Origin of the sequence: Nocardia sp. NPDC056064, from assembly GCF_042266925.1 — a bacterium.
Taxonomy (GTDB): Bacteria; Actinomycetota; Actinomycetes; order Mycobacteriales; family Mycobacteriaceae; genus Nocardia.
Genome location: NZ_JBHJWO010000002.1, coordinates 522284 through 537570, shown reverse-complemented (window position 1 = coordinate 537570; position 15287 = coordinate 522284). Strand labels below are relative to the sequence as shown.

Below are 15287 nucleotides of genomic sequence, written 5' to 3'. Positions count from 1 at the left end.
CCGCTCAGCGGGTGTCGCGGAAGATGCCGTTGCCCGGGGTCGTGCGCGAGAGCGCGTCGGCGGCGAGGACGACGGCCGCCGCGGTCCAGGTGGTGCGTTCGACCGGCCAGCGTTCGCCGTCGGTGAAAACCAGTCCGGTCCAATAGGACCCGTCGTCTTCGCGCAGGTGCTGCATGGCGCCGAACAGCCTGGTCGCGTTGGCGGTGTCGCCGATCGCGTCCAGGGCCAGGACCAGTTCGCAGGTCTCCGCGCCGGTCACCCACGGGGCGTCGGACACACAGCGGATGCCCAGCTCGGGCACCACGAACTCGTCCCACCGCTGGGCGAGCCGGTCGTGGGCGGCCGCGCCGCGCACCGCGCCACCGAGCACCGGGTAGTACCAGTCCATCGAGTAGCGGCTCTTGTCCAGGAACGCCTCGGGATGATGCCGCAAGGCGTCGCCGAGCCTGGCCCGGGCCGCCGCCCAGTCCGGGCGGGGATCACCGACGAGCTCGGCCAGGGTCACCGCGCAGCCGAGACTGTGGAAGATGCTGGAGCTGCCGGTCAGCAGGGCTTCGCCGCTGGACCCGGATTCACCGGCCGACCAGTGGATCTCCCCGCGCGCGGTCTGCCGGCCGAGCACGAAGTCGATGCCCGCGCGCACCGTCGGCCACAGTTCGGCGGCGAAATCGTGGTCGCCGGTGACGGTGAACGCGTGCAGGACGCCGGTGGCGAGGTAGGCGCAGAAATTGGTGTCGGCGTCGTGGTTCTCGATCGCGCCCGCGCGAAACTGCGTCGGCCACGAGCCGTCGTCGCGCTGGGTCTTGGCCGACCAGATGTAGGCCGCGCGGGCGGCGTCCCGGTGACCGGTGACGGTCAGCGCCATGGCCGATTCGATGTGGTCCCACGGGTCGGTGTGCCCGCCGGTGAACCAGGGCAGCGCGCCGTCGGGTTCCTGTGCGGCGGCGATGGATTCGCCGGTGCGCCGGATCGCGCGCGCCGACAGGACGCCGGGGACCTCGGGCAGCCGCGGCGAGCGCGGCGACTCAGCGGGCATCGGCGGATACCACCGGTTTGGTGAAGTAGAGGGCGACGGACTTGCCGATCAGGGGATCGAGCAGGCGTTCGGCCGTGCGGGTGAGCGCGGGCGCGGACATCATGTCCCACACCAGCATCCGGTGATAGGCGCGGACCAGGGGATGGTCGTCGTCGCGGACACCGACCGCGCACTTGAGCCACCAGTACGGCGAGTGCAGGGCGTGGGCGAAGTCCTGATCGCGGTAGCGCAGGCCGCGTGCGGTGATGGCGGCGCGCAGTGCGTCGGCGCGGTAGATGCGCACGTGCCCACCTTCGTTGGCGTGGTACTCGTCCGAGAGTGCCCAGCAGATCCGCTCCGGCAGCCAGCGCGGAACCGTGACCGCCAGCGCGCCACCGGGTTTCAGCACTCGCACCAGCTCGGCGATGGCCTGCTCGTCGCGGGGGATGTGCTCGAGGATTTCCGAGGCGATGACCACGTCGAATTCGCCGTCACCGTACGGCAGGTCGAGTGCGTCCCCGCGCACCGTCTCGGCCTTGGCGTAGTCCGGGGCCTGGCCCTCGGCGGCCATGGCCTCGAACATCACCGCGACCTCGGCGAGGTCGTCGGCGTTCTGATCGAAGGCGACGATATCGGCACCGCGCCGGTAGGCCGCGAAGGAATGTCTGCCCGCGCCGCAGCCCACATCGATCACGCGGGAACCGGGGCCGACGCCCAGATGGTCGAAATCGACGGTCAGCACGGAGCCTCCTGGGAGTCGGCGGGCGGGGTCACCGGGCCGGGCCGGTGGTGGGCGGCGATGGCCCGGTCGTAGACGGCGACGGTTTGCGCGGCGACGGCGGGCCAGCTGTACAGTGCCAGCGCCCGGGCCCGGCCTGCCGTGCTCAGCCGCTCGCGTTCTTCGGCGTCGCCGAGCAGTTCGCCGAGGACGTCGGTCAGCGCGGGCACGTCCCCGGGGGTAACCAGCCGGGCGCAGTCACCGACCACCTCGGGCAGCGCACCGGCCCGGCTCGCCACCAGCGGTGTCCCGCTGGCCATGGCCTCCACGGCGGGCAGCGAGAACCCCTCGTACAGCGAAGGGATACAGGCGATCTCGGCCGAGGCGAGCAGTTCGGCGAGCTGGCCGTCGCTGAGCCCGCTCACCGGCGTGACGATATCGGCCAGGCCCAGCTCGGCGATCAGCTTCTCGGTAGGGCCGTTGGGTTCCAGTCTGGCGACCAGCCGCAACTCGACCTCGTGTGCTGTGCGCAGCCGGGCAACGGCATGGAGCAGGTGCGCGATTCCCTTGAGCGGTTTGTCCGCGCTGGCGACCGCGACGATCCGGCCGCGCACGCGGGGAGTCCCGCGCGGCCGGAACAGTGTGGTGTCGACGCCGAGCGGAACAGTGCGCAGCCGTGTGGGTTCCACGCCGAAGTCGGTGGCGATATCGGCGGCCGAGGACGCCGACACCGTGATCAGTTCGGGAATCCGCCGGGCCACCCGCTGCTGCATGCCGAGGAATCCGTACCAGCGCCGTACGAACAGCTTGCGCCGCCAGGGCGCGGCGGCGAGGTCCACCGCGCGGTCGCGGGTGATCGGATGATGCACCGTCGCCACCAGCGGCAGCGCGCGGGCGATGTCGAGCAGCCCGGAGCCGAGGCACTGATTGTCGTGCACCACATCGAAATCGGCGGTCCGCGAGGCCAGCACCCGGGCCACACGCAGGCTGAAGGTCCGCGGTTCGGGGAACCCGGCCGTCCACATGGTGGCCAGTTCCAGCAGGTCGATCCGGTCGCGCAGCTCGCGCGGGTGCGGGGTGCGGAAGGGGTCCTCGTCGCGGTAGAGGTCCAGGCTCGGCACCTCGGTCAGGCGCACGCGCGGATCGAGGTCCTCGGGATAGGGCTGACCGGAGAACACTTCCACCCGGTGACCGAGTTCGGCCAGGCCCTGGCTCAGATAGCGGACATACACGCCTTGACCACCACAGTGCGCCTTGCTCCGATAGGACAGCAGCGCAATCCGCATCAGGACCTCGTTCCGCTCGCGTAGTCGACCTGCCAGTGCTTGATGCCGTTGATCCAGCCCGACCGTAGCCGCTGTGGCTCGGCGAGCTGGGTCAGATCCGGCATCACCTCGGCCACGGCCTGCAAGATCAGGTCGATCTCGAGCCGGGCCAGGTTCGCCCCGACACAGAAGTGCGCGCCGGTCCCGCCGAAACCCAGGTGCGGATTGGGGTCGCGCAGGATGTCGAAGCGGAACGGGTCGGCGAAGGCGCCCTCGTCGAAATTGGCCGAGCTGTAGAACAAGCCGAGGCGCTGACCGGCGCGGATGTGCTGTCCGCCGAGTTCGGTGTCGGCGGTGGCGGTGCGCTGGAAGACCGTCACCGGGGTGGCCCAGCGGACGATCTCGTCGGGCGCGGTGCGCGGCCGCTGCCGCCGGTAGAGCTCCCACTGGTCCGGATGGTCGACGAAGGCCTTCATGCCGTGGGTGATCGCGTTGCGGGTGGTCTCGTTGCCCGCCACCGCCAGCAGGATGACGAAGAAGCCGAACTCGTCGGAGCCCAGCGCCTCGCCGTCCAGGTCGGCGTGCACGAGCTTGCTGACGATGTCGCCGGTGGGTTCCGCGCGCCGCTGTTCGGCCAGGTTCCAGGCGTAGCCGAGCAGCTCCGCGGAGGCCAGGGTGGAGGCGTCGGTGGTGGTGGCGTCGCCGTATTCGGGGTCGTCGTAGTTGAGCATCTGATTGGACCAGTCGAACAGCTTGCGCCGGTCTTCCTGCGGGACGCCGAGCAGTTCGGCGATGGCTTGCAGCGGCAGTTCACAGGCGACCTGCTCGACGAAGTCGCCGCCGCCGGTCTCGGCGGCGGATCGCACGATGGCGGCCGCCCGCTCGGACAGGGCCGCGCGCAACCCCTCGACCGCGCGCGGCGTGAAGCCCTGGGAGATGATCCGCCGGATCTTGGTGTGTCTGGGCGGGTCCATGTTCAGCAGCAGCGCGCCGGTGAGCTCGATCTGCTCGGGGGTCACCTCGCCGGGCAGCCGGATGACCGAGCCCTTGCGCTGGGAGGAGAACAGTTCGGCATTGCGCGAGACGGTCTTGATGTCCTCGTGGGTGGAGACCACCCAGTAGCCGCCGTCGCGGAACCCGCCGGACCGCTCATCGGTCTGGGCGTTCCACCACACCGGGGCGGTGCGGCGCAGTTCGGCGAACTCGCGCACGGGATTGCGGGTGGCCCACAGGGCCGGGTCGGTGAAATCGAATCCGGGAGGGATCACGGCCGGTCTCCTCGCCGCGCTCAGCGCTGCCTGCGGCGGTAGCGCACCCGGCACGGTTGCTCGAGCTGCACCACCATCTTGGAATGATCGTTGCGGTAGGTCTGCGGCGGTTGGGCCAGCTCGAACTCCCAGTCCCGCAGCAGGATCGAGAAGATCGCCTTGAGCTGCATGAGCGCGAACGGGGCGCCGACACAGCGGTGCCTGCCCGCGCCGAAGGGGATCCAGGTCCAGCGGTTGACGATGTCGTCCTGGCGCGGATCGAGATAGCGGCCGGGATCGAAGGCGTCCGGATTCGGGAAGTCCTCGGGGATGCGGTTCGAGACCGCGGGCGTGGCCGCGACCATGTCGCCGGGGGCGATGCGGTGCCCGCACACCTCGAACTCACCGCGCGCCACCCGCATCAGCACGATCAGTGGCGGATGCAGGCGCAGCGTCTCCTTGAGCGCGGCCTCCAGCTTCGGGATCTGGCGCAGCGCATGATGACTCACGTCGGCGCCGTCGGCGTAGAGCTCGTCGAGTTCGCTCACCACCCCGGCCAGCGTCTCGGGATGACGCAGCAGTTCGATGATCGTCCAGGCGGCGGTCCCGGAGGTGGTGTGGTGGCCGGCGAACATCATCGAGATGAAGATGCCGGTGATCTCGCTGGCCGAGAAACGTAGCGCGCCGTGCTCGTCGGTGATCGACACCAGCACGTCGAGCATGTCCCGATCATCTTTTCCCGCAGGGGGATTCGCGATGCGCTGGTCCATGATCGCCTGCACCAGCTCGACCAGGGCGGCCCGCGCGGCATCGCGGCGGGTGAAACTCTCGATGGGCGCGTAGGGATCGACGTAGGCCAGCGCGTCGGTGCCCTGCTCGAGCTCGTGATACAGGTGCGCGAAGCGGCCGTCGAGCTGCTCGCGGAACTTGCGGCCGATCAGGCAGGCCGAGGAGGTGTAGATGGTCAGTTCGGCGAAGAACTCGAGCAGGTCGATCTCGCCCGCGTCGGCCCAGCCCGCCACCATCCGGTCGACCTCGGCGGCGATGGTGCCCGCGTGCCCGCGCATGTGGTCGGCGCGCAGGGCCTGGTTGTGCAGCATCTCCTTGCGCCGCTCCGGGGGAGCGTCGAACACCACGCCCTCGCCGAAGATCGGCTTCATGAACGGGTAGGCGGCGCCCTGGTCCAGGTCGTCGTCACCGGCCCGGAAGAAGAACTCGTTGGCTTCGGCGCCGGAGAGCAGCACCACATCGCGGCCCGCGAGTTCGAAGGTGCCGACATCGCCGCATTCCGCGCGGACACGGCGCATCAGCGCGATCGGATCGGTGCGGAATTCGCCGAGGTGCCCGTGTTCGTCCGCGCCGCCGGACACGCGCCGAGGTTCGACCAGCGTCATGGGGAGATCCTTCCCGGAATACTGTCCAGACACGTTATGGACATGTGTCTGGACGGTACTACGGTTGCCGGTTCGCGACAAGGTTCGCGCGGTCAGCCCCCGGTGACCGGATCGGCCAGCAACCGGCGTGCGCAGGTGGCGAGCAGGTCGGCGACCTGGGCATACGAGAGCAGGCCCATCCCGCCCTGGAGCAGGGCGCCGGAGTACAGCAATTCGAGCGCGGCCAGGCGCTCGGGGTCGGGGGCGCCGAGCGCGTCGCCGAGCCTGCGGCGGATCTCCTTGCCGATGCGCAGGCGCAGATGCCGCACATCGGGGTCGTCGCCGAGCAGCGCGCTGCTGACCGCGCCCGCCAGCGCCGGTTCGTCGGCCACCAGCATCGACACCTCCCGCAGGACGGCGACCACGCGGGTGGCCGGGTCCTCGCCGCTCTCGGCCGGGGTGGGCAGGGCGACCAGGCGTCGCCAGTACACCTCCGAGATGAGGTGCTCCTTGGAGGAGAAGTAGGTGTAGGCGGTGGCGGTGCCGACCCCCGCCTCGGTGGCGACGAGCCGGATCGTGGTGCCCGAGTAGCCCTCCCGGGCGAGCACCCGCACCGCCGCGACGGTGAGCCGGTCGACGGTGTCGGCCTGCTTCTCGGTCAGCCGTCGCCGGGTCGCTTCGATGGCGGTCGGCGCGTTTTCGGACATGTGTCCGGATGCTACTACAGTCATATGTACAGACAAAGGCGGCCACCATGGTCTATATTCCGTACACCTGTCCAGACACCGTATCGGAGTCTTGCTATGAACGGCCTCGTCCCCGCCGGCGGCACGCCCCTGCTGATCGGCGGCACGCTGATCCCGGGTGGGTCCGGCGTCTTCCCGACCGTCGACCCCGCCACCGAGGAGGTGCTCGGCTACGCCGCCGACGCCTCGCCTGCCGACATGGACGCCGCCATCGCCGCGGCCCGCACCGCCTTCGACGAGACGGACTGGTCGCGCGACCCGGCCCTGCGGGCCCGCTGCCTGCGCCAGCTGCGCGAGGTGATGACCGCGCACCTCGAGCCGCTGCGCGAGCTCACCGTCGCCGAGGTCGGCGCCCCGGTCATGCTCACCAGCGGACCGCAGCTCGAGGGGCCGATCGCGGATCTGTCCTTCGCGGCCGACCTGGCCGAAAGCTACGAGTGGGAAACCGATCTCGGCACCAGGGACCTGATGGGAGTGGCCAGCAGGCGGGTGATCCGGCGCGAGGCGGTCGGCGTGGTCGGCGCGATCACGCCGTGGAACTTCCCGCACCAGATCAATCTGGCCAAGATCGGGCCCGCGCTGGCCGCGGGGAACACCGTGGTGCTCAAGCCCGCGCCGGATACGCCGTGGTGCGCGGCGGTGCTCGGGCCGCTCATCGCCGAGCACACCGATTTCCCGCCCGGGGTGCTCAATATCGTCACCTCGTCGGATCACGCGCTCGGCGCGCAGCTGGTCACCGATCCGCGCGTCGACATGATCACCTTCACCGGCTCCACCCGCACCGGCCGGTCGGTGATGGAAGGCGCGGCGGCCACGCTGAAACGCACCTTCCTGGAACTGGGCGGCAAGTCCGCGGCCATCGTGCTCGACGACGCCGATATCGCCGCCGCCGCGAGCTACACCGCGTTCACCGTCGCGGTGCACGCCGGGCAGGGCTGCGCGCTGACCACCCGGCTGCTGGTGCCGCGCGAGTCCTACGACCTCGCCGTCGCCGCGGCGGCGAGCGCGATGGCCGGGCTGGCCGCGGACGACCCGCGCAAACCCGGAACCGTCTGCGGACCGGTCGTTTCCGCGCAGCAGCGCGCGCGGGTGGAACGGTATGTGGAGCTCGCGAAGGCCGAGGGCGGGCGCGTGGAGACCGGCGGCGGCAGGCCCGCGGGCCAGGATCGCGGGTACTTCGTCGAGCCGACGGTGATCAGCGGCCTGGACAATTCCGCGACCGTCGCGCGCGAGGAGATCTTCGGGCCGGTGCTGGTGGTACTCGCCCACGACGGGGACACCGACGCGATCCGGCAGGCCAACGACTCGCCCTACGGACTCTCGGGTTCGGTGTGGGGCACCGACCCGGACCGGGTGAAGGCCGTGGTCGAGGGCGTGCGCACCGGGACGATGAGCGTCAACGGTGGGCTCTGGTACCACGCCGACGCGCCCTTCGGCGGCTACAAGCAATCCGGCATCGGCCGGGAGATGGGCGTCGCCGGTTTCGAGGAGTACCTCGAGACCAAGGTGATCGCCACCCCCGCCTGACCCACCGTCACCCCATCACGCAGGAGCTGAACACCATGGCACGTTTCACCGGACGCACCGCGATCGTCACCGGCGCGGCACAGGGCATCGGCGCGGTCTACGCCGAAGCGCTGGCCGCCGAAGGCGCGAATGTCGTTGTCGCCGATCTGAATACCGAACGCGGGCAGGACGTCGCCAAGCAGATCGTCGCCGACGGCGGCAGCGCGGTCTTCCGGCGCGTCGATGTGGCCGATCCGGACTCGGCGGTCGCGCTGGCGGAGTTCACCGTCGCCGAGTTCGGCGCCATCCACCACCTGGTCAACAATGCCGCCATCTACGGCGAGATGAAGCTGGACCTGCTGCTCACCGTCCCCTGGGACTACTACAAGAAGTTCATGAGCGTGAACTTCGACGGCGCGCTCAATGTGACGCGGGCGGTGTGGCAGCCTATGATCGCCGCGGGCGGCGGGTCGATCGTGAACCAGTCGTCCACGGCGGCGTGGCTGTACTCGGGTTTCTACGGGCTGGCCAAGATCGGGGTCAACGGGCTGACCCAGCAGCTGGCCACCGAGCTGGGCGGGTCCCGCATCCGGATCAACGCCATCGCGCCAGGGCCGATCGACACCGAGGCCACCCAGACCGTCACGCCGGGAAACCTGGTGAAGGACATGGTCTCCCGCATTCCGATCAAGCGGATGGGCACGCCACAGGATCTCGTCGGGGCCTGCCTGTATCTGCTCTCCGACGAGGCGAGCTGGGTCACCGGGCAGATCCTCAATGTCGACGGCGGGCAGATCATCCGATGAGCGACGGAACCGGCAGCGCCCCGGCCGGATTCATCGGCCTGGGCAATATGGGGGCGCCGATCGCGCAGCGGCTGCTGGAGTGGCCGGGCGGGCTCACCGTCTGCGATGTGCGGGCCGAGGCCACCGAACCGTTCGCCGCGGCGGGCGCGCGGGTGGCCGCCGATCCGGCCGAGCTGGCGGTGCACGCGCGGGTGATCTGCGTGACGGTGATCGACGACGCCCAGGTGCGCGAGGTCGTCACCGGACCGACGGGGATTCTGCGGAACGCGGTGCCGGGCACGGTGATCGCGGTGCACTCGACCATCAGCGACCGGACCGCACAGGAACTCGCGGCCCTGTGCGCGCAGCGGGGAGTGGAGTTCGTCGACGCACCGGTCAGCGGGGGCGGGCCCGGGGCGACCAGCGGCAGGCTGGCGGTCATGGTCGGCGGCAGCGCGGCGGCGGTCGCGCGGGTCCGCGGCCCGTTCGGGTGCTTCGCCGATCTCGTCGTGCACGCCGGTGAGGTGGGCGCGGGAACGCGGATGAAGCTGGCGCGCAATCTCTTGCACTTCATCTCGTTCACCGCCGCCACCGAGGCGCAGCGGCTGGCCGAGGCGGCGGGGCTGAGTCTGACGGCGCTGGGCAAGGTGGTGCGTCACTCCGACGCGGTCACCGGTGGGCCCGGCGCGATCATGCTGCGCGACACCACCGCACCGGTCGACCCCGACGATTTCTGGTTCCCCATCCTCGGCCACGTCCGCGACCTCGGCGAGAAGGACCTCTCGCTCGCCCTCGACCTCGGCGACCGGCTCGGCGTCGACCTGCCACTGACCCGCCGGGCCCGCGCCGACCTGGCCGCCGGACTCGGCGTGGCCGAACCCGCCCTCGACAAGGAGACACGATGAGCACCAACGGTTCCACGCCCGACGCGGCCCGGCAGCGCGGGCTGGACAAGATGAGCGAGGTCTACGGCTGGGAGTTCAGCGACGGTCCCGGCGACTACTTCGCCGTCACCGCCGATCACCTCTTCGGCGAGATCTGGTCGCGTCCGGCGCTGACCGTGCGCGAACGGCGGCTGCTGCTGCTCGGCGCGCTGACCGCGCAGGGGCACCTCGATGTCGCCGAGATCCAGATCGGCGCGGCCCTGCGCAACGGGGAGCTCTCCGAGGAGCAGTTGCGGGAGGTCGCGCTGTTCCTGTGTCATTACGTCGGGTGGCCCGCGGGGACGAAACTCGACGGCGCGGTCGGCAAGGTGGTCGCGCAGGAGCGCAAGAAGACGTAGCCGCGCGGGTGTGGGTCACCGCGACCGGGGCCGGGCAGAGTACCATCCGGACGCATGTCCGAAAGCGATTCCATCAACGTCGAAGCGACCCGGCGGCGGCTCAGCGGTAAACAGGCCGACACCGTCGACCGGCTGACCCGAGCCGCGCTGCAGGTGCTGGCACGCGATGGCTTCGCCGGCATGACGATCCGGCTGGTCGCGGCGGAGGCGGGCGTGGCCACGGCCACCGCCTACACCTACTTCTCCTCCAAGGAACACCTGGTCGCCGAGATCTTCTGGCGGCGGCTGGTGGCCTCACCCTCGCCGGTCAGCGAGGACCCCGACGCCACCGTGCGCGTGCTCGCCGAGCTTCGCAACATCGCACTGCTGGTGGCCGACGAACAGGAACTCTCCGGCGCGGTCACCAGCGCGCTGCTCGGCCACGACCCGGATGTCCAGCACCTGCGCACCCGCATCGGTATCGAGATCCGCGCGCGGCTGGTCCGCGCGCTCGGTCCGGCGGCCGACGACGAGATCGTCGAACTGCTGGAGATCATCTACGCCGGTGCGCTGGTGCGGGCGGGGATGGGTTATGAGTCGTACTCGGAGATCGCCGACCGGATCGAACGGGCGGCGCTGCGCATCCTGCGGCCCGCCTGACCGATTCCGGTCTCAGGCCGGGGTTTCCGCGGTACCGGGGCGGGGAGACCGCGCGCCGACGGGGACGGCGTAGGCGGTGCCGTTGCGGATGCCGAATTCGAAGCGGCAGGGGAACAGCGAGGGCAGACCGGTCGCGCGCAGGTCGTAGTTCGCGGCCAGGGTCTGCATCGCCCAGTTCTGCAGCGAATCGGGTAGTCGCAGGGTGGTGCCGTCGACGGTGGAGACGTACGCCTGGGTCCGTTCACCCTCGACGGGCAGGGGATTGCGCAGACCGACCGCGCCGATCTCCAGGATCCGTCCCGCGGTGTGCGAAGAAGCGACGCTCGGCAAATCCAACTCGATGTCGTCCATGCCGGAAACGGTAGCGCAGCAACTATCCAGGGAACATCGAAATCGCGTCCCCTTGACCGAAGTTCGCACAGGCTGCGAAGGGCCTCGCCACGCCCCTGCACCGTCACACGATCGCAAAGAACCGGCAAGGTTCCCGTTCCTGGACCTTCATCGGCGGGCCGTCGCGCCGTTCTCGGCACGCCATCGGGCAGGGCAATGCTTCGCTGCGAGCCTTCGAGGCGATCTTGCTCGAACCTGATGAGGGGAAGTATGAGAATCAACCGCTCCAACGGTGCGCGTGCGCTGGGCGCCACCGCGGCCGCCGCCATCGCATTCGGTGGTTTCGCCGCCGGTACCGCGGGCGCCGACGCCCACGTTCCGCTGCCGGACGGCCAGCGCAACGGACCCGGCGTCAGCATCACCCGCACCGGCGAGCGCGCCGTGATCTCGCCGTCGCTGGCGGCCAACGGCGCGGGCCGGGTGGCCTGGGTGTCGGGCACCGTCACCGCCGATGTCACCGCCACCCCCGAGGGCGAGGTCGGCCCCTACAACGGTCCCGCGGGCAAGGAGGGCTCCAACAACTCCTCCACCCACGGTGCCTCCCAGCTCAACACCGGTTACATCATCGGCTGCCAGGTGGCCATCGGTGACGACGCCATCTCCGCGGGCATCTCCGGCGGCATCGACCTGTCCGGCGGCAGCCTCGGCGGCTCGGTCGGTCTCGACATCGGGCCGGGCGAGGTCAAGTTCGTGCAGATCGAGAAGAAGGACATCCTGAAGGCGGGCGTCTACTCGGTCGAGTACCAGGACGTCGAGATCGAGGTCCAGGGCTGCGGCGGATACGCGCAGGCCCGCTCGTACTCCGTCGTGGAGATCATCGGCGACCACTACTCCAAGACCACGCTCTACGGTGCCCCGTTCAGCATCGGCTGAGCCCACCGACCCATCGATTTCGAGGAATGACATACATGATCGACCGTAAGAACACAGCCCGGCTGGCCGGTGTGGTCGGCGCGGCCGCCGTGACGTTCGGGCTGCTGTCCACCGGCGCCGCCAACGCCGACACCTTCGTCCCGCTGCCCGGCGGCGAGATCGTCAAGACGCTGTCCGACGGCACCGTCGTGACCGTGCGCCTGGTGGGCGAGTCGGCCAACATCAACCCGTCGATGGGCTCCACCCCGGTGCACCGCAATGTGTGGGTCTCCGGCAGCGCGCAGGTCGAGGTCGCCGGCGAGAACGCCGAGGGCGGCAAGATCTACCCCGGCTATGTGGTCGGCTGCCAGGTGAACATCGACGGCGGCGGCGTCGAGGGTGGCGTCGAGGGCGAATCCAGCTGGGACGGCGAGGATGTCAGCGTCGGTGCCAGCAGCGGCGCCGAGCTGAGCCTGGGCCCCGGCCAGGCGCAGTCGTTCTACGTTCTCGACATCGAGAAGGCCGACGACTACGGCAACGAGGACCACGGCACCAACAACAAGTTCAAGGGTGCCTCCGGCTCGGTGACCTGGGCCGACTCCACCATAGGCCTGAGCGGCTGCGCCGGCTACGCCCAGGCGCGCGCGTTCGTGAAGGTGAAGGTCGAGACCGCCAACGTGAATTCGGTGGTCACGCTCTGGGGCCAGCCGTTCAGCATCGGCTGACGCTCCACGAGGGGACAGAAGGGCCCGGCGCCGCGTGCGCCGGGCCCTTCGCCGTCAGGACACCAGTGCCGGAATCCGGAGTTCGAAACGCGCACCGCCACCGGGCCGCTCGGTGACGCGCAGACCGCCCCGATGCCCGGCCACGGTCTCGGCCACCAGGGCAAGGCCGATGCCGGTGCCCGCGGTGGTGCGCGAGGCGGTGACGAACCGGTGGAAGATCCGCTCGCGGTCGGCGACCGGGACGCCGGGGCCCGCGTCGTCGATGATCATCCGCACATCGTCACCGTCGCGGTCGACGGTGACGCCCACCAGGCCGCCGCCGTGGCGATCGGCGTTGTCGAGCAGATTCACCAGGGCGCGTTCGAGTTCCATCCGCCGCCCGCGGATGCGGTCCTCGGTGCGCACGCTGAGCAGGTCGGGGGCGGTGCCGCGACCGGCGAGCAGGTGGGTGAGCAGTTCGGCGGGGGAGAGCGGCGCGGGATCGGAGCGGTGGATGCCCGCCTCGGCGCGGGCCAGCGCGAGCATGTCGTCGAGGAGCCGGCGCAGGTAGGTGGTCTCGTCCACCAGCAGACCCAGTGCGGCGCGGGGACGTTCGGACAGTTCCTCGCGATGCCCGGCCAGCACGGTCGCGGTGGTGGTGAGGGTGGTCAGCGGGGTGCGCAGTTCGTGGCTGAGGTCCGAGACCAGCCGCCGTTCGTGCTCGATACGGCGCTGGAGCGAGTCGACCATGGCGTTGAACGAGTCGACGGTGGTGGACAGGTCCTCGTCGGCGGTGCGGGGCAGCCGCAGATCGTGTTCGCCCGAGGCGATCCGTGAGGCGGTGCCCGCGACCTGGCGCAGCGGACGCAGCACGTGCTGGGCGGCCCAGGCCCCCAGCGCCGCCGCGACGGCCACCGCGACGACCGCGCAGGCGAGCACGATGGTGCGCAGCATCCGCATGGTCGAGACCAGTTCCTGCAGCGGCGCGTATTCGTAGAGCACGGCCCGCGTGTCGACGCGCGCGCCCGCCCGCAGGTAGGGCTGCCCGCCGATCCGCACCTCGGTGGCCTCGGCCGGATGCCTGCCGATCACCTCGGCCAGCGGCGGGGGAGCGACATCGCTGCCCACGATGGTCCACTCGTCGTCCCAGTGCAGCAGGGCCATGGTGCCGGTGGGCAGATGCAGGGTCTGCAACGCCTGCTCCCCGGTGACATTCAGCTTGTCCAGCCGCAGCCGCAGCAACTCCGCGTGCACACCGGCCGCCCGCTCGACGGTCCGGACGCGTTGCGACTCCATATAACTGGTGCTGATCCCGTACACCGACCCGGCCAGCACCACCGCCAGCAGGCCCGCGCCGAGCACGAACGCCGCCATGACGCGGCCCCGCAGACCCCGGAACCGCGAGGGTAATCGGCCGCGCGGGTCAGGGCCGGACATCGAGGCGGTAGCCGAGCCCGCGCACGGTGACGATCAGGCACGGGTCGGCGGGATCGCGTTCGATCTTGGTGCGCAGGCGGCGCACGTGCACGTCGACGATGCGTTCGTCGCCGAAGAACCCACGGTCCCAGATCTTGTCGAGCAGCACCTGCCTGCTCAGCACCAGGCTGTCGTTGGCGGCCAGCTCGCACAGCAGCCGGAACTCGGTGAGCGTGAGATGCACGTCGCGGCCGTCGAGCTGCACCGAGCCGCGCTCCTGGCTCAGCACCAGCCCGCGCTGCGCGTCCAGGACCAGCTCGGTGCTCTCCCGCTCGACGGTGTTGCGGGTGCGCCTGCGCAGCGCCCTGATCCGCGCGGTGAGCTCCTTGACCTCGAACGGCTTGGTGACGAAGTCGTCGGCGCCCGCCTCCAGCGCCGCGACGACGTCATGGGTGTCGTCGCGGGCGCTGACCACGATGATCGGCACGTCGTGATCGCGGCGGACCTCCCGGATGCAGGTGTAGCCGTCCATCCCGCCGCCGAGCATCAGGTCCACGATCATCACATCGGGCGCCCCGTGCGCCCGGACCTTCTCCAGCGCGGCCTCGGCGATCTCCGCCTCGGCGACGACATACCCTTCGTCTTCCATCGCCAGCCGCAGCGACGTCCGAACCCGGGTGTCGTCCTCCACGATCATCAACTGTGCGCTCATTCATTGCCTCCGGTCCCGCATCCCTACGGTAGCGGGCCGGGGGCGGGCCCCGGCTAGGCGAGGGCGAAGCGCAGCAGCGCCTGCCGGTCGCCCTGCTTGATCTTGCCCTTGCGGTCGAGGACCTCGAGCTGCCAGACCGGGCCGTTGCGGAAGGCACGCGCGATGGCGTTGGCGTTCTCCGAGCCGAGCAGCGAGGGCCAGATGTCGGCGACCGGCTGGCTGTCGGCGCCGGTGGCGTCGTAGATCTTGAACGAGACGTTGTTGGCCTTCTCGAAGGAGGCGCCCTTCTTGAACGCCGCGGCGATGAAGACGATGGAGTCGATGGCGGCGGGGACCTGGGCGAAGGTGACGTGCACGGTCTCGTCGTCGCCCGCGGCGGCACCGGTCTGCTCGTCACCGGAGTGCAGGACCGCGCCGTTGCCGATGGGGTCGAGCGAGTCGAGTCCGGCGAAACGCACCGGCTCACCGCCCTGCAGCAGCACCGCGATCAGGTCCAGGTCCACCCCGCGCTTGCGCCGGGCGATGCCGAGCAGGCCGCCGCTGGAACCGGCCGACGGGTCCCAGCTCACCCCCACGCTCATCTTGGTGATGCCTGCGAGATCGGCTGCGCCGTCTTCTTTCTTGAGAGTGATCACGC

General features: G+C 70.3%; 17 protein-coding genes. 7 read left to right on the top strand and 10 right to left on the bottom strand.

Annotated features, from left to right (window positions below; all coding sequences use genetic code 11):
* Positions 1-4 precede the first annotated feature (4 nt).
* The 6 genes from ACFC06_RS26350 to ACFC06_RS26325 form a co-directional block, all read right to left on the bottom strand.
* Entirely contained in the window at positions 5-1036 is a 1032-nt protein-coding gene (locus ACFC06_RS26350; protein ID WP_375937119.1) for a prenyltransferase, read from the bottom strand.
* Positions 1026-1757 (bottom strand): class I SAM-dependent methyltransferase, encoded by a 732-nt coding sequence (locus ACFC06_RS26345; RefSeq protein ID WP_375937116.1) that lies wholly within the window; start codon positions 1755-1757, stop codon positions 1026-1028. Before ACFC06_RS26345 ends, ACFC06_RS26350 begins: the two co-directional genes overlap by 11 nt.
* Positions 1751-3019: a glycosyltransferase family 4 protein gene (locus ACFC06_RS26340; protein WP_375937113.1), complete on the bottom strand. Its 1269-nt coding sequence runs from the start codon at positions 3017-3019 to the stop codon at positions 1751-1753. Before ACFC06_RS26340 ends, ACFC06_RS26345 begins: the two co-directional genes overlap by 7 nt.
* The gene (locus tag ACFC06_RS26335; protein ID WP_375937110.1) at positions 3019-4266 is read right to left on the bottom strand and encodes a cytochrome P450; all 1248 of its coding nucleotides are present in this window, start codon (positions 4264-4266) and stop codon (positions 3019-3021) included. The genes ACFC06_RS26340 and ACFC06_RS26335 overlap by 1 nt, the downstream gene beginning before the upstream one ends.
* Positions 4267-4286: 20 nt before the next feature.
* Positions 4287-5639, bottom strand: coding sequence for a cytochrome P450 (locus ACFC06_RS26330; RefSeq protein WP_375937107.1), 1353 nt, complete (start codon positions 5637-5639; stop codon positions 4287-4289).
* A 92-nt stretch (positions 5640-5731) separates the two neighbouring features.
* Positions 5732-6325: a TetR/AcrR family transcriptional regulator gene (locus ACFC06_RS26325; protein ID WP_375937105.1), complete on the bottom strand. Its 594-nt coding sequence runs from the start codon at positions 6323-6325 to the stop codon at positions 5732-5734.
* Positions 6326-6421: 96 nt separating this feature from the next.
* Between ACFC06_RS26325 and ACFC06_RS26320 the strand changes: the two genes are divergently transcribed.
* Genes ACFC06_RS26320 through ACFC06_RS26300 form a run of 5 tightly spaced genes read left to right on the top strand, consistent with a single transcriptional unit; the run spans position 6422 to position 10576 of the window.
* Positions 6422-7891, top strand: coding sequence for an aldehyde dehydrogenase (locus ACFC06_RS26320; RefSeq protein WP_375937102.1), 1470 nt, complete (start codon positions 6422-6424; stop codon positions 7889-7891).
* Between the two features lie 35 nt (positions 7892-7926).
* On the top strand, positions 7927-8676 hold the full coding sequence (locus ACFC06_RS26315) for an SDR family oxidoreductase (protein WP_375937099.1): 750 nt from the start codon (positions 7927-7929) through the stop codon (positions 8674-8676).
* On the top strand, positions 8673-9560 hold the full coding sequence (locus ACFC06_RS26310) for an NAD(P)-dependent oxidoreductase (RefSeq protein ID WP_375937096.1): 888 nt from the start codon (positions 8673-8675) through the stop codon (positions 9558-9560). The genes ACFC06_RS26315 and ACFC06_RS26310 overlap by 4 nt, the downstream gene beginning before the upstream one ends.
* Positions 9557-9937, top strand: coding sequence for a carboxymuconolactone decarboxylase family protein (locus ACFC06_RS26305; protein ID WP_375937093.1), 381 nt, complete (start codon positions 9557-9559; stop codon positions 9935-9937). Before ACFC06_RS26310 ends, ACFC06_RS26305 begins: the two co-directional genes overlap by 4 nt.
* Before the next feature lie 54 nt (positions 9938-9991).
* The gene (locus tag ACFC06_RS26300; protein ID WP_375937090.1) at positions 9992-10576 is read left to right on the top strand and encodes a TetR/AcrR family transcriptional regulator; all 585 of its coding nucleotides are present in this window, start codon (positions 9992-9994) and stop codon (positions 10574-10576) included.
* A gap of 12 nt (positions 10577-10588) precedes the next feature.
* On the opposite strand, the gene ACFC06_RS26295 is transcribed toward ACFC06_RS26300, so the two are convergent.
* Positions 10589-10927, bottom strand: a complete 339-nt coding sequence (locus ACFC06_RS26295; protein WP_375937087.1) for a hypothetical protein — start codon at positions 10925-10927, stop codon at positions 10589-10591.
* A gap of 249 nt (positions 10928-11176) precedes the next feature.
* Here ACFC06_RS26295 and ACFC06_RS26290 point away from each other — a divergent pair, with 249 nt between their 5' ends.
* Together ACFC06_RS26290 and ACFC06_RS26285 are read left to right on the top strand one after the other, a co-directional pair.
* Positions 11177-11839, top strand: a complete 663-nt coding sequence (locus tag ACFC06_RS26290) for an MspA family porin (protein WP_375937084.1) — start codon at positions 11177-11179, stop codon at positions 11837-11839.
* A 35-nt stretch (positions 11840-11874) separates the two neighbouring features.
* The gene (locus ACFC06_RS26285; protein ID WP_375937081.1) at positions 11875-12543 is read left to right on the top strand and encodes an MspA family porin; all 669 of its coding nucleotides are present in this window, start codon (positions 11875-11877) and stop codon (positions 12541-12543) included.
* Between the two features lie 54 nt (positions 12544-12597).
* Here ACFC06_RS26285 and ACFC06_RS26280 read toward each other — a convergent pair whose 3' ends face one another.
* From ACFC06_RS26280 to ACFC06_RS26270, 3 genes are read right to left on the bottom strand one after another with little or no spacing between them, the layout of a single operon-like run.
* Positions 12598-13896 carry a sensor histidine kinase gene (locus ACFC06_RS26280; RefSeq protein ID WP_375937078.1) on the bottom strand — a complete coding sequence of 433 codons (1299 nt, stop codon included), beginning with the start codon at positions 13894-13896 and terminating at the stop codon, positions 12598-12600.
* A gap of 49 nt (positions 13897-13945) precedes the next feature.
* On the bottom strand, positions 13946-14650 hold the full coding sequence (locus ACFC06_RS26275; protein ID WP_375937076.1) for a response regulator transcription factor: 705 nt from the start codon (positions 14648-14650) through the stop codon (positions 13946-13948).
* A 53-nt stretch (positions 14651-14703) separates the two neighbouring features.
* The gene (locus ACFC06_RS26270; RefSeq protein WP_375937073.1) at positions 14704-15285 is read right to left on the bottom strand and encodes a TerD family protein; all 582 of its coding nucleotides are present in this window, start codon (positions 15283-15285) and stop codon (positions 14704-14706) included.
* Between the last annotated feature and the right edge of the window lie 2 nt (positions 15286-15287).

Excerpts from the sequence above, each read along its gene's own strand:
- ACFC06_RS26350 (WP_375937119.1), bottom strand. The coding sequence starts at position 1,036 with ATGCCCGCTGAGTCGCCGCGCTCGCCGCGGCTGCCCGAGGTCCCCGGC.
- ACFC06_RS26340 (WP_375937113.1), bottom strand. The coding sequence starts at position 3,019 with ATGCGGATTGCGCTGCTGTCCTATCGGAGCAAGGCGCACTGTGGTGGT.
- ACFC06_RS26330 (WP_375937107.1), bottom strand. The coding sequence starts at position 5,639 with ATGACGCTGGTCGAACCTCGGCGCGTGTCCGGCGGCGCGGACGAACAC.
- ACFC06_RS26325 (WP_375937105.1), bottom strand. The coding sequence starts at position 6,325 with ATGTCCGAAAACGCGCCGACCGCCATCGAAGCGACCCGGCGACGGCTG.
- ACFC06_RS26320 (WP_375937102.1), top strand. The coding sequence starts at position 6,422 with ATGAACGGCCTCGTCCCCGCCGGCGGCACGCCCCTGCTGATCGGCGGC.
- ACFC06_RS26315 (WP_375937099.1), top strand. The coding sequence starts at position 7,927 with ATGGCACGTTTCACCGGACGCACCGCGATCGTCACCGGCGCGGCACAG.
- ACFC06_RS26310 (WP_375937096.1), top strand. The coding sequence starts at position 8,673 with ATGAGCGACGGAACCGGCAGCGCCCCGGCCGGATTCATCGGCCTGGGC.
- ACFC06_RS26305 (WP_375937093.1), top strand. The coding sequence starts at position 9,557 with ATGAGCACCAACGGTTCCACGCCCGACGCGGCCCGGCAGCGCGGGCTG.
- ACFC06_RS26300 (WP_375937090.1), top strand. The coding sequence starts at position 9,992 with ATGTCCGAAAGCGATTCCATCAACGTCGAAGCGACCCGGCGGCGGCTC.
- ACFC06_RS26295 (WP_375937087.1), bottom strand. The coding sequence starts at position 10,927 with ATGGACGACATCGAGTTGGATTTGCCGAGCGTCGCTTCTTCGCACACC.
- ACFC06_RS26290 (WP_375937084.1), top strand. The coding sequence starts at position 11,177 with ATGAGAATCAACCGCTCCAACGGTGCGCGTGCGCTGGGCGCCACCGCG.
- ACFC06_RS26285 (WP_375937081.1), top strand. The coding sequence starts at position 11,875 with ATGATCGACCGTAAGAACACAGCCCGGCTGGCCGGTGTGGTCGGCGCG.
- ACFC06_RS26280 (WP_375937078.1), bottom strand. The coding sequence starts at position 13,896 with ATGGCGGCGTTCGTGCTCGGCGCGGGCCTGCTGGCGGTGGTGCTGGCC.
- ACFC06_RS26275 (WP_375937076.1), bottom strand. The coding sequence starts at position 14,650 with ATGAGCGCACAGTTGATGATCGTGGAGGACGACACCCGGGTTCGGACG.